General features: G+C 69.2%; 11 protein-coding genes. 9 read left to right on the top strand and 2 right to left on the bottom strand.

The genetic code is table 11. The features are described from left to right. Positions 1–20 precede the first annotated feature (20 nt). The 4 genes from VHA73_05880 to VHA73_05865 all read left to right on the top strand — a co-directional run bounded on the left by VHA73_05880 (position 21) and on the right by VHA73_05865 (position 4,290). A complete protein-coding gene (locus VHA73_05880) occupies positions 21–425 on the top strand; it encodes a cupin domain-containing protein (protein ID HVX17543.1) in 405 nt (134 codons plus the stop codon). Between the two features lie 136 nt (positions 426–561). Beyond that, positions 562–2,304 carry an MFS transporter gene (locus VHA73_05875; GenBank protein HVX17542.1) on the top strand — a complete coding sequence of 581 codons (1,743 nt, stop codon included), beginning with the start codon at positions 562–564 and terminating at the stop codon, positions 2,302–2,304. A gap of 1 nt (position 2,305) precedes the next feature. Then, positions 2,306–2,959 carry a TetR/AcrR family transcriptional regulator gene (locus tag VHA73_05870; GenBank protein ID HVX17541.1) on the top strand — a complete coding sequence of 218 codons (654 nt, stop codon included), beginning with the start codon at positions 2,306–2,308 and terminating at the stop codon, positions 2,957–2,959. A 74-nt stretch (positions 2,960–3,033) separates the two neighbouring features. Further along, positions 3,034–4,290: a GNAT family N-acetyltransferase gene (locus tag VHA73_05865; GenBank protein ID HVX17540.1), complete on the top strand. Its 1,257-nt coding sequence runs from the start codon at positions 3,034–3,036 to the stop codon at positions 4,288–4,290. Between the two features lie 48 nt (positions 4,291–4,338). Here the strand turns inward: VHA73_05865 and VHA73_05860 are convergent, their stop codons facing one another. After that, positions 4,339–5,133, bottom strand: coding sequence for a trypsin-like peptidase domain-containing protein (locus VHA73_05860; GenBank protein ID HVX17539.1), 795 nt, complete (start codon positions 5,131–5,133; stop codon positions 4,339–4,341). A gap of 452 nt (positions 5,134–5,585) precedes the next feature. Beyond that, the gene (locus tag VHA73_05855) at positions 5,586–7,496 is read right to left on the bottom strand and encodes a DUF4012 domain-containing protein (GenBank protein ID HVX17538.1); all 1,911 of its coding nucleotides are present in this window, start codon (positions 7,494–7,496) and stop codon (positions 5,586–5,588) included. Positions 7,497–7,683: 187 nt separating this feature from the next. Between VHA73_05855 and VHA73_05850 the strand changes: the two genes are divergently transcribed. From VHA73_05850 to VHA73_05830, 5 genes are all read left to right on the top strand, one after another. Next, a complete protein-coding gene (locus VHA73_05850; GenBank protein ID HVX17537.1) occupies positions 7,684–8,253 on the top strand; it encodes a hypothetical protein in 570 nt (189 codons plus the stop codon). A gap of 57 nt (positions 8,254–8,310) precedes the next feature. Next, positions 8,311–10,179 carry an acetolactate synthase large subunit gene (locus VHA73_05845; protein HVX17536.1) on the top strand — a complete coding sequence of 623 codons (1,869 nt, stop codon included), beginning with the start codon at positions 8,311–8,313 and terminating at the stop codon, positions 10,177–10,179. Continuing rightward, positions 10,176–10,685 (top strand): acetolactate synthase small subunit, encoded by a 510-nt coding sequence (gene ilvN / locus VHA73_05840; protein ID HVX17535.1) that lies wholly within the window; start codon positions 10,176–10,178, stop codon positions 10,683–10,685. The genes VHA73_05845 and ilvN overlap by 4 nt, the downstream gene beginning before the upstream one ends. A gap of 77 nt (positions 10,686–10,762) precedes the next feature. Continuing rightward, positions 10,763–11,791, top strand: coding sequence for a ketol-acid reductoisomerase (gene ilvC, locus VHA73_05835; GenBank protein ID HVX17534.1), 1,029 nt, complete (start codon positions 10,763–10,765; stop codon positions 11,789–11,791). A 46-nt stretch (positions 11,792–11,837) separates the two neighbouring features. Then, positions 11,838–12,653, top strand: a complete 816-nt coding sequence (locus tag VHA73_05830; GenBank protein ID HVX17533.1) for a class I SAM-dependent methyltransferase — start codon at positions 11,838–11,840, stop codon at positions 12,651–12,653. Positions 12,654–12,662 lie beyond the last annotated feature (9 nt).

Genomic DNA, 12,662 nt, shown 5'->3' with positions numbered 1-12,662 from the left:
ACGACGGGAGGTACAGAACCATGGCAGGAGTGGAACCGATCGAGGTCGGACAGCCGATCGACATGTCGGACCGCGTCATCGGGTTGCGGCGCAGCGACCGCAGGGCCGAGTTCGTCGTGTCGGACCCGGGGCGACCTCCGCATCACATCGACGGCCTGCACGTCGGGCTGTTCACGTTCGCGGAGGGGCGGATGCCGCCGCACCGCGGGGAACTGCACCCCGACGGGGACGAGGTCCTGTGTGTGGTGTCGGGCGTCGCCAACGTGCGGCTCGAGCTTCCCGACGGTACGCGCAACGTGGAGCTGGGTGCCGGACAGGCGATCGTCGTGCCACAGGGCACCTGGCACCTGATCACCCCGGTGCAACCGGGCCAGATGGTGAACATCACGCCCGGCCCGAACCAACAGCACCGGCCGGTGAGCTGACCCGTCGGCCGTCCGGCATCGGCTGTCCGCCGCAGGGGGTGACGACAAACACATACGGAACAGTTGAGTTTCGGAACTGAGTGGTGTTGTATCCTTATCGGTACTCCTCAGTCTCGAAACTCGAAAGCATCCCCCCATGAACCTCGACGCAGATCGGATCCACGAGCGGCGCTGGCTCGCCCTCGGCGTGCTGTGCTTCAGCCTCCTCGTCATCGGGCTCGACAACACCATCTTGAACGTGGCGCTGCCGCACCTCAGCGACAGCCTCGGTGCCACCAACAGCCAGCTCCAGTGGATCGTCGACGGCTACACGATCGTGTACGCCGGCCTGCTGCTCACGACCGGGGCGCTCGGCGACAAGTTCGGCCGCAAAGGCGCGCTGAGCGTCGGCCTGGTCGTGTTCGGCGTGTTCTCCGCCCTGTCGGCCTTCGCGACGTCGGCAGGCATGCTGATCGCCACCCGCGGCCTGATGGGCATCGGCGGGGCGTTGATCATGCCGGCCACGCTCTCGCTGGTCACCAACATCTTCACCGAGCCCCGCGAGCGCGCACGGGCCATCGGCATCTGGGCCGGTGTGGCGGCCGGGGGCGTGGCGTTCGGCCCGCTGATCGGCGGGTTCCTGCTGGCGCATTTCTGGTGGGGGTCGGTGTTCCTGGTCAACGTGCCGGTGGTCGCCATCGCCTTGCTGGGCGGCCACTACTTCCTGCCGTCGTCGAAGGACGAGACGGCGCCCAGCCTCGACCCGCTCGGCGCGGTGCTGTCCACCAGCGGCCTGGTGGCCGTGCTGTGGGGTCTGATCGAGGCGCCGAGCCACGGCTGGGGCGCGACACCGATCGTCGCGGCGTTCGCCGTCGGTCTCGGCCTGCTCAGCGTGTTCATCGCCTGGGAGCTGCGCAGCGACCACCCGATGCTCGAGATCCGCTTCTTCGCCAACCGGCGCTTCTCGGCAGCGAACGTGGCGGTCACGTTCGTGTTCTTCGCCATGTTCGGCTCGAGCTTCTTGATCACGCAGCTGCTGCAGAGCGTCCTCGGCTACAGCGCCCTCAAGGCCGGGTTCGCCATGTTGCCGATCGCGATCCCGTTGATGATCCTCGGGCCGCTGTCGGCCCGCCTTGCCGAGCGATTCGGTACCAAAGCCATGGTCGCGGGCGGCCTCACCCTCGTCGCCACCGGCCTGGCCTGGCTGGGGCAGATCCAGATGGGCGACGGGTTCACCTCGATCCTGTTCCCGATGGTCGTGCTGGCCACCGGCATGGGCCTCACGATGGCGCCCGCCACGGAGTCGATCATGGGCTCACTGCCACGGGAGAAGGCCGGCGTGGGCTCTGCCATGAACGACACCACCCGGCAGGTCGGCGGCGCGCTCGGCGTGGCGGTGATCGGCTCGGTGCTGGCTTCGGTCTACCGCCCGAAGATCCACGCGGCGCTCGCCCACAGCTCCCTTGCGCAGGCCGCGTCCCTGCCCGGCTCGACCGGCGCCGAGGCCCGCACGGCGCTCGCGGCCATCGGTGACCAGGTCGGTGCGGCGCACGCCGTGGTCGACAAGGCGGCGGCCGCCGGCCACCCGCTGCCCGACGCGGCCAGCATCTTGCACAACGCCCACTCGGCCTTCCTCAGCGGCTTCGGCAATGCCCTGCTCATCGGTGCCGGCGTCGCGCTGGCCGGCGCGATCATCGCCCTGTTGTTCCTCCCAGCGAGGGCCATCGACCATGATGAGGTCATGAGCGAGGAGCTTCCGGGCCTCGACGAGGAGTTGGTCGGTGCCGACGCTGCCGATGTGGCGGCGGTGCCCGCCGGAGCCGTCGGGCCCGTCGACGACGCCGGCGATCTGGCGCGGCTCGAACTCGCAGGTCTCCACGGCTCGGCCGCAGAGGCCTGAGATGGTCGCCGCCCGTGCTGCGGACAAGGTCGCCGCGAGCGACGTCGCGAGAAGCAGCCGCGCGACCCCCGCGGAGGACCCGTCCGAGCGCAAGATCGGTCGGCCCCGCGACCCGAACGCTGCTGAAGCCATCATCAACGCCACGATGGAGGTGTTGTCCGAGCAGGGTTTCGGCGGCATGACCGTCGACGCCGTCGCCGCTCGGGCCGGTGTCGGCAAAGCCACGATCTACCGCCGGTTCTCCTCCAAGACCCACTTGGCGCTCGCCGTGGCATCGGCCGTCCTCCCAGAGCCTGAGGTCCCCGACACCGGGACGGTGCGCGGCGATCTGCTGGCGTTGTTCTTGCAGTCGCACGGCGACGAGAAGCCCGAAGCCCACATGCGCCTCATGGCGGCGGTCTTCGCCGAGGCGATGGTCAACCCCGAGGTGCGCGACGTGCTCGGTGAGTTCGTCGAAGGTCGGCGCGGCGCCTCGAAAGCGGTCGTGGAGCGGGCCCGCGCCCGTGGCGAGCTGTCGGCTGACGCCGACGCCGGCCAGATCGCCGACATGATCAGCGGCACGCTGCTGTACCAGAACCTGGTGCGCGGCCAGGCCACCGACCCGAACCTGGTCGAGCACACCGTCGATGTCGTGCTCCGCGCCTTCCGCCCCTGACCGAGGGCGAGTGAGCGACCGTCGGCGGGGAATTCGCCGCGCAGGAACCGGCGGCCGCTGGTAGAACGCCAATCGTGTCCGACGAACTCGAGTTCCGTTCCCCGCGCCCGGGCGAAGCGGGGCCGTTCTTCACGCCGGTGCTCCAGAGTTTCGGCGACCAGCCCAGCCGGGCCGACATCGACCAGAACCGGTCGGTGTGGGAGCCCGAGCGCTGTCATGGCGCGCTCGACGGCGACCGGTGGGTGGGCGTGTCAGGTGCGTTTTCGCTCGAGGTGACCCTCCCGGGCGGCGCGAGCGTGCCGTTCTCCGGCATCACCATGATCGGCGTGGCGCCCACGCACCGTCGCCGTGGCGTGCTCACCACCATGATGCAATGGCTGCTCGACGACGCGGAGCAGCGCGGCGAGGCCGCGGCCATGCTCACCGCGTCGGAGTCGTCGATCTACGGCCGCTACGGGTTCGGCGTCGCCGCGCAGGCCGCGAGCCACGAGATCGAAGTCGACCGGGCCGCCTTCCGCGACCACCTCGACGTCCCCGGGAGCTTCACGCTGCTGCCGTTGGCCGATGCACTCGACGTGGTGCATGGCCTGTGGGAGCGGTGCCGCGCGGGTCGGGTGGGTGAGGTCAGCCGCCAACGGTCGCGCTGGGAGGACGAGCTGCTCGACCGGGAGCAGCACCGCCACGGCCTGTCTGCCCTGTTCCTGGTGGTGCACGAGGGTCCCGACGGGCCCGACGGGTTCGCCACGTACCGCCAGCGCAACATCTGGGGCACCGAGACCCACCGCTTGCCGGAGACGAGGGTGGTGCTCGACACGCTGTGCGGCACCACGCGCGACGTCGAAGCTGCGCTGTGGCAGTACCTGGCCTCGATCGACCTGGTGCGGGAGGTGGAGATGCCCGTGCGGCCGGTCGATGACCCGATCCGCTGGCGGCTCGTCGAGCCACGGCGGCTGAAGGTCACATCGATCTCCGACTGGCTGTGGGCCCGGCTGCTCGACGTGGCAGCCGCGCTGGCGGCCCGGAGCTATTCGGCTCCTGGTGCGTTGGTGCTCGATGTGGTCGACCCGTTCCGCCCTTCGGCAGCTGGTCGCTTCCGCCTCGAAGCCGGCGGGGCGTCGGAAGGGGACGGCGCGTCCTGCACGCCTGCGCCGGAGGCCAGCCCCGACCTCACGCTCGGCGCCGAGGAGCTGGGCGCGCTGTGGCTCGGCGGGGTGGCGCCGTCGGTGCTGGCCGCCGCGGGCCGGGTCGATGAGCACACCCCGGGCGCGTTGGCGCTCGCCGACCGGATGTTCCCGGTCCACCCAGGCCCTTTTTGCAACACGATGTTTTGATTGATGCGGGGCGTCGCGGCGTGCGTCGCGGTGTCGAGGGCGCCGAGGTCAGGCCGAACGGAGCGACGAGAGCTTGGCTCTGATCGTGTTGATCGAGATCGCGAAGCCGATGTTCGAGGCTTGCTGCTGGCTGCTGCTCGACGCGACGGCGGTGTTGAGGCCGACCACTTCGCCTTGGGCGTTGACCAGTGGTCCGCCGGAGTTGCCGCTGGAGATCGCCGCGTCGGTCTGGATCAGGTGGGACAGCGACGCGCCGTCCTGCTCGTCGATCGAGCGCTCGAGGGCAGAGACGATGCCGCGGGTGACGGTCGGGCCGCCTTCGAGGGCCAAGGCGTTGCCGATGGCCACGACGTCGTCGCCCACCTGGAGCTGTGAGGAGTTGCCGAGCGTGGCGGGCGTGAGGCCCTTGGCGCCCTTCAGCTGCAACAAGGCGAGATCAGAGCTGGTGTCCCTGCCGACGACGGCGGCCGAGTAAGAGCGCCCGTTGGCGAGCGTGACCTTGATGGAGCTGGCGTTCTCGACCACGTGCGCGTTGGTGAGGACTTGGCCGTCGGACGTGAGCACCACACCGCTTCCCGCCGCTTCGCCGACCACTTGGCGAGAGTCCGACCCGCCGTAGCCGTAGCCGTAGTCGAACGGGCCGGAGAGTTGCTGGGTGATCTGGGTGGTGATCGACACCACCGACGGCTCGACCTTCTGGAGGACCGCCGCCACGTCGAGCGTCGACCCGCTCAGCTGGTCGCTGACGCGGGTGATCGGCACGGCCGCCGACGCCGACGGGTGGTCCGACGCCGCTCGCCCGGCGATCCACCCCGCGCCGGTGCCGCCGATGAGCGCCAGCACCACCGCGGTGGCCGCCGCCCGTCGCCCGGCCCGACCACCCGTTGCCGGCGACGAATGCCGAGGAGGGGTGCTCGCCGCAGGGTCGGGTGGCGGGGGGCCGGGCGCGAACGGAAGCGAACTGCCGCCGGGCGGGGATGGGGGAGCCCCGTGCAGCGCAGCCGCCGCCGGCAGCGGAGCCGCCGCGGGCGCTGACGGGAAGGCGGGAGGGGCGGACAGCGGCCCGGGCGGTGGGGTCAGCCGTGGCGCGGGTGGCGGGAGGGGGTCATGCGCTTCGTCTGCCATGCCTTCGATGATGCGGGGCGGACTTGAAGTGCCTCTGGGCGGGTCCTGAGCGTTCCCTGGACGCGTCCGCCCCGGTTCCGGCCGCTTCGAACCGCCTGCTGTGAGCGCTCAACCACCTCCCAGGTGGTCAAGTGCTCACAGCAGGTCGGGGTTTTCGCCCGATGGCGGGGTCACCACTTGATCTCGAAGCGGTGATCGTCCTTCCAGTGTTGCTTGCCCATGCCCCAGATCTGGCCATGGAGACGTCCGGACGGCAACACCGTGATGTGGTCGTCGACCGCGGGCAGGTGGAACTGCACCAGGATCGTTCGGGTCGTGCCGTAGGGGATCGTGTAGCGCGAGCCGACCACCCGGTTCGGCGGGTCGAGGCCGATCACCGTGAAGCCCGGCTGGATGAGCCGGTTGTAGGGGAACGGGTCCTTGGCGCCCTTCAGGTAGTCCTTCTGCCACACCGCCCCGGCGTCCGACGGCGACAGCATGGCGACCGAGTACGCGTCGTTCGGCAAGTGCAAGTCGAGGTAGATGCGGTGGTTGCGAGGCTTCACGTCGGACGTGCCGCCCTCGATCTGGGGGCTCGTGTCGGTGCGCGGCGGGTTGTAGATGGTGACCGCGGTGTACACGAGCCAATTGCCGTGGTCGTCGCGGCGCACGTCGAGGCCGATGAACGGCGTGATGTAGTAGTCGAGCTTGTTGGCCGAGATGTTCTCGGCGCTCACCAGCATCGCGTCGGGTTCCATGGCGCCGTCGATGCCGAGCTGGTGCCACGCGGCCTGGATCTGCGGGTCGGCTGACCACGCCACGATGTGCCGTCCCGGGGTGACGTCGAGGAGTGCCGCGGCCAGCTTCGTGGCCGACACGGAGCGGGTGTTGAACTCCTTGAAGATGGTCTTGGCGAGCTGGCTCTGGAGATCGAGGCGCTGGTTCCGATCGGTGCTCGAGCGGCTGCCGAACGTCTTGTAGTTCTCGTTGAGCGTCTGCTGGATGATGTTGCCGGCGTCGTAACGCTTGCCGTTGAGCGTCACGGGGCCCGTGCCCTGGATGAGGGCCCGCAGGGCGAGCGCGTCGACCATCATCACGCCGTCGACCTGCCCGAGGCCCTGGCGCGCCGCCATCCTGGCGTAGATCGGCGCCGACTCCGGGAAGTTAGGCGACACGTTGGTCTCGCGCCATTCCTGGCCGATCGCGAACCCGCCGGTGTACCAGCCGTACGTCTTCAGCAGGTCGGTCGGGAGGTTGTCGATGGGGCCTTTGGGGTTCCACAGCGCCGAGGTCGGCGTGAAGTCGCCGACCTCGATCTGACCGTTGTGGATGTGGGCGACACCGGCCGACAGCGGCATGCCGTTGCCGCCACGCATCTCGGCGTTGTTCGCGGCAAGGATCAAGACGCGGTGGTCCTCGGCGAGGAACTTGCGGAACCCGGTGAGCGCCCGCTTCCCCTGCGCCATCTTGGTGTCGACCTTGTGCAGCTCGTGGACGAGTTGGCTGCGAGCCCCCGACAGCGGGGGGAGCAAGAAGCCACCCGCGCCCACGTGCACCGATCGCACCTGCTGGTCGATCACGTGGACGCTCTGGAGCAGGCGGTCGACGAGCTCGACTCTCCGGTCCGCAGAGGCGCCCTTGTCGAGCTCGGCCTGCAGGCCTCGGGCCTGCTGGCGCGCGGTGGTGCCGAGGTCGGCCGTCGCCCGCGTGATGTCGCGCAGCCCGTGCACCTGCCCACGTATCACCGGGAGGGCGGCGAGCGGTGCCAAGGCGAAGCTCGAGTGGGCCAGGTCGTCGGCTCGCTGCAAGTGGCCGTCGGCGCGGGAGGCCACCTTGGCGATCCCGCCGCCGGCGTTGACCTTCTGCACGGTGAGCTGCGTGAGCTCCTGGCGCCCCGCGTTCAGCTCGGACTGGATCCGGTACAGGTCGACGACCAGCAGCAGCGCCCAGGCCACCACGACGATGGCGACGACGGCCGCCCCCCGGCGCCACCAGGTCCACCGTCGCCACGAGGCCACGGGATGCCGGAGCACCCCGAGCGCCGCGGCACCAGACGCGACAAGGCGCCGTGCCTCGAGGAAGAAGCGCCGGCGCCGAGTCAACGAAGCTGGGAGATGGTCGGGCTGCTGCGGTGAGAGATGTGCCGACCGGCCCCGTCGGGTCCCCGTCGCCGGGGCCCTACGGGGTCAGACCAGGTCGTCGCGCCGGCGTGCGGCGTGGCGAGCCAGCAGCGCGAGGGCGACGAGCCCAGCGGCGATGCTGAGCGGCAGCACCGTGTTCCAGCCGGTCATGGCCAGCGAGCCGGTGCCACCCGCGCCGGTGTCACCGCTCGATGGCGTGCTCACCGGCGTGAACGCGGTGTTCGCGGTGGTCGTGGTGGGGCACGAGGTGTTCGACGACCCATTGCTCGAGCCCGACGAGGACCCCGCGGTGCAGGTGTTGCTCGAGCCGTTGGAGGAGCCGTTGCTCGACCCATTGCTGGAGCCGTTGCTCGAACCGTTCTGGCCGAAGGCCGCCACGGCGCTGAACATCATGAGGCCGATCACGGCCATCACCCCAACCAAGACCTGTACGGTCTGCTTCCGTTTCACGCCCGGTCTCCCCATTCGTGTGGATGAACTACGACGATCGTTGCTGTCGGGCGACGATTCTATGCACATCCGCCCGATTCCTTGTTACTTGCGCGGCCAGAAATCTACACACGTTCCCGCCGGCCGATGGCAACCCGCGGTGGTGAGGGGTGCAGGTCGTTCCCCCGGCATCGGGCTGCCCGATCTCTTTTTGCCCGGCGGCGTCGTGACGGGCCATACTTCCGGCGTGGACCAGCGCCGCACCGACACCCTTCTCGTACGCACCTGACGTACCGAGGTCTTTGACCTTCGGTGCGTCGAACGACCTCCCAGCCGGGAGGTCGTTGTGGTTTTCGGGCCGGGTCGCGAGCGACGAGATCCCTGCCGGGGAGCCACCGTCGCCGAACCCGTCCGATCCAAACCGCACAAGAGGAAGACCATGAAGCTCAACGGTGGACAAGCTCTGATCAAGGCGCTCGAGATGGAGGGCGTCGAAGTGATCTTCGGGCTGCCCGGGGGTGCGATCCTCCCCGTGTACGACCCGATCATCGACTCGCCGATCCGTCACATCCTCGTGCGCCACGAGCAGGGTGCCGGCCACATGGCCGAGGGCTACGCCCACGTGACCGGCCGGCCTGGTGTCGCCATGGTCACCAGCGGCCCCGCTGCCACCAACATCGTCACACCCCTGTGCGACGCCTACATGGACTCGGTGCCGATGGTGGTGATCACTGGGCAGGTGGGCACGAAGTCGATCGGAACCGACGCGTTCCAGGAGTGCGACACCACCGGCATCACGATGTCCGTCACCAAGCACAACTTCTTGGTCACCGACGCCCGCCAGATCCCGATGATCGTCCGCCAGGCCTTCCACCTGGCGACCACCGGCCGTCCCGGCCCGGTGCTCATCGACCTCCCGAAAGACGTCGTCGACCCCAACTCCGCGCTCGCCCAGATGGAGTGGTACTGGCCGAGCGACGACGACGTGGCCGCGTCGCTGCCCGGCTACAAGCCCACCACCCACGGTCATCCGCTCAAGGTCCGCGACGCGGCCGACCTGATCTTCGAGTCGCGCCGGCCGGTGATCTACGCCGGCGGCGGGATCTTGAAAGCGCGCGCCGCTGAGGCGTTGCGCGAGCTGGCCGAGCTGTGCGGCCTGCACGTCACCACCACGTTGATGGCCCGCGGCGCGTTCCCCGACGACCACCCGCTCGCGCTGGGCATGCCGGGGATGCACGGCACGTACACGGCGGTCACGGCGCTGCAGCGCGCCGACCTGTTGATCGCGCTCGGCACCCGGTTCGACGATCGGGTCACCGGCAACGTGGCCGGCTTCGCGCCCGGCGCGAAAGTGATCCACGTCGACATCGACCCGGCCGAGCTCGGCAAGGTCCGGCACCCTGACGTGCCCATCGTCGGCGACTGCCGCCTGGTCATCGAGGACCTCGTCAAGGCCATCCGCAAGACCCGAGAAGGTGGCCGTGCGCTGCCCGACACGTCGGAGTGGAAGTCGCAGATCTCGGGTTGGCAGGAGAAGTTCCCGCTCACGTACGAGCCCGCCGCCGATGGCGACCTGTTGAAGCCCCAGCTCGTGCTCGAGCACCTGCGCGACTCGGCGCCCGAGGGGACGATCCTCGCCTCGGGTGTGGGTCAGCACCAGATGTGGGCCAGCCAGTACTGGAAGTTCACCGAGCCGTACTCATGGGTCAACTCGGGTGGGCTCGGCACGATGGGCTTCTCGGTGCCGGCCGCGATCGGTGCCAAGGTCGGGCGGCCGGACCGCACCGTGTGGGCGGTCGATGGCGACGGTTGCTTCCAGATGACCGCCCAGGAGCTGATCACTGCGTCGGCCGAGCGGATCCCCGTCAAGATCGCGATCTTGAACAACGCGTATCTCGGCATGGTCCGCCAGTGGCAGGAGATGTTCTATGACGAGCGGTACAGCGAGGTGTACCTGTCGTTCGACTTGCCCGACTATGTGAAATGGGCGGAGGCCATGGGTTGCGTCGGCCTGCGTGCCGAACACCCCGAGGAGATCCAGAACGTGATCGACAAGGCCAACTCGATCGACGACCGGCCGGTGGTCATCGAGTTCCGGACCGACGCCCAAGAGAAGGTCTTCCCGATGGTGCCGGCCGGCCGGACCAACGACGAGATCCAGGTCCAGCCGTCGCAGCAGCCCCTGCTCGACGCCCAGCGGGCGGCGGGCTCATGAGCGAGCGCAGCGACGGTGCGCCGCGGCACCACACCCTGTCGGTCCTGGTCGAGAACAAGGCCGGGGTGCTCGCGAGGGTGGCCAACTTGTTCGCGAGGCGTGGTTACAACATCTTCTCCCTCGCGGTGGCCCCCACCGACGACGAGGCGTTCAGCCGTATCACCGTGGTGGTCGACGTGGAGTCGTCACCGCTCGAGCAGATCGTGAAGCAGCTCTACAAGTTGGTCAACGTGGTGCGCATCTCCGAGCTCGACCCGCGGGCGTCGGTCGAGCGCGAGCTGATGCTCGCGACGGTGAAGGCCATCCCGGGTGAGCGCGGCGAGGTGCTCGACCTGGTGCGCGTGTTCGACGGCCGGGTGGTGGCCGTCGGCCGCGATGCGCTCACCGTGGCGCTCGACGGCGCGCCCGACAAGTTGGACGACTTCGAGGAGCTCCTGCGAGCGTATGGGATCGTCGAGCTGCAACGGACGGGTCGCGTGGCCCTCCCGAAGCTCGAGCGGTCCTGACCCCGATCGCCCAGTCCCGACCGAACGACACACGAACTCGAACCACTACGCACGAATCGAAAGAGGATCAAGCTCCCATGGCCAACGTGTACTACGAGAAGGACGCGGACCGGTCGCTGATCGCCGACCGCAAGGTGGCGATCCTCGGCTACGGCTCGCAGGGTCACGCCCACGCACTCAACCTGAAGGACTCCGGCATCGACGTGCGGGTCGGCCTGCGCGAGGGATCGTCGTCGAAGGCCAAGGCCGAGCAGGCCGGGCTGCGGGTCGTGCCGATCGACCAGGCGTGCGCCGAGGCGGACCTGATCATGGTGCTGTTGCCCGACACTGAGCAGGGCGACGTGTACGCCGAAGCCATCGCGTCGAACTTGAACGAAGGTGATGCGCTCTTCTTCGCGCATGGCTTCAACATCCGCTTCGGGTTCATCGAGCCACCGGCCAACGTCGACGTGGCGATGGCGGCCCCGAAGGGCCCGGGGCACCTCGTCCGCCGCACGTACACCGAAGGCGGTGGCGTGCCGTGCCTCATCGCCGTGTCGCAGGACGCGTCGGGCAACGCCAAAGGTCTCGCGCTCGCGTACGCCGACGCCATCGGCGGTTCGCGGGCGGGCGTGCTCGAGACCACGTTCGAAGAAGAGACCGAGACCGACCTGTTCGGCGAGCAGGTGGTGCTGTGTGGCGGCCTGTCGGCGTTGGTGCAGGCTGGATTCGAGACACTGGTCGACGCTGGCTACCAGCCCGAGTCCGCGTACTTCGAGTGCTTGCACGAGCTGAAGCTCATCGTCGACCTCATGTACGAGGGCGGCATCAGCGACATGCGGTACTCGATCTCGACCACCGCCGAGTACGGCGATCTCAGCCGTGGGCCTCGGGTCATCACCGACGCGACCAAGGCCGAGATGCGCAAGATCCTCGGTGAGATCCAGTCCGGCGCCTTCGCCAAGGAGTTCATGGAGGAGGTCAAGAGCGGCGGCAAGCACTTTGCGGAGCTGCGCAAGGCGGGCCAGGAGCACCAGGTCGAGAAAGTCGGCAAGGAGCTGCGGGCGATGATGCCGTGGATCTCGGCCGGCAAGCAGAAGGTCTCCGACATCTCCGGCGGCGACTGACCGGGGCCGGCGTCCTCGCCCACGAGCCGGCGGTACGGTGCCGGCCGTGGAGGAGACCGAGTGGCGTGACGACAACCAGGCTTGGTGGGACGCGCGCGTCGCGGCCCACGCGGAGTCAGAGCTGTACGACCTCGACGGCCTCGTCGCGGGCCGCGACGACTTGCGGCCGTGGGAGCCCGACGACGTGGGACCGGTCGACGGCCTCGACCTGATCCACCTCCAGTGCCATCTGGGAACCGACACCGTGGGATGGGCGCGCCGGGGCGCGCGCACGGTCGGGCTCGACTTCTCGCAGCTCGCGCTCGACGTCGCCGCGGAGCTCGCCCGGCGCTGCGGGCTCGACATGGAGTGGATCCAGTCCGACGTGTACGAGGCGGCCGACGCCGTCGGCGGCCGCACGTTCGACGTCGTGTACACGGGCATCGGCGCGCTCGGCTGGCTGCCCGACCTCGATCGGTGGGCGCGGGTCGTGCGCGACCTGTTGCACCCTGGCGGGTTCCTGTACTTGTTCGAGATCCATCCGATGTGGGTGGCGCTCGCGGCGGACGGTCGCACGCTCGGCGAGGACGCGCTCGGCGCGACGTACCAGCGGTGGGACGAGCACGACTGGGGCTCGTACGCCGCACCCGACGCCCGCTTCGACGCCACCGTGACCTGGGAGCGCACCCATGCGATCGGCGAGGTGCTGACCGCGGTGCTCGACGCCGGGCTCACGATCGAGCAGTACCGCGAGCACGACGTCACCAACGCGCCCACGAAATGGTTGGAGCTGGGGCCGGACCGCCTCTACCACTTTCCCGAGGGACACCCGCACTTTCCGCTGACGTACAGCTTGCGGGCGCGGCGGTCGCGCAAAAGCTGACCTAGCAGG

It is taken from the genome of Acidimicrobiales bacterium, from assembly GCA_035547835.1.
Classification (GTDB): Bacteria; Actinomycetota; Acidimicrobiia; order Acidimicrobiales; family Iamiaceae; genus DASZTW01.
Note: the sequence above shows the minus strand (reverse complement) of the source record. Positions and strands in the feature narration are given on the sequence as shown.

Bases quoted from the DNA above. Each gene is read 5' to 3' on its own strand.
- VHA73_05880 (HVX17543.1), top strand. From the start codon at position 21: ATGGCAGGAGTGGAACCGATCGAGGTCGGACAGCCGATCGACATGTCG.
- VHA73_05875 (HVX17542.1), top strand. From the start codon at position 562: ATGAACCTCGACGCAGATCGGATCCACGAGCGGCGCTGGCTCGCCCTC.
- VHA73_05870 (HVX17541.1), top strand. From the start codon at position 2,306: ATGGTCGCCGCCCGTGCTGCGGACAAGGTCGCCGCGAGCGACGTCGCG.
- VHA73_05850 (HVX17537.1), top strand. From the start codon at position 7,684: ATGGCCAGCGAGCCGGTGCCACCCGCGCCGGTGTCACCGCTCGATGGC.
- ilvN (HVX17535.1), top strand. From the start codon at position 10,176: ATGAGCGAGCGCAGCGACGGTGCGCCGCGGCACCACACCCTGTCGGTC.
- ilvC (HVX17534.1), top strand. From the start codon at position 10,763: ATGGCCAACGTGTACTACGAGAAGGACGCGGACCGGTCGCTGATCGCC.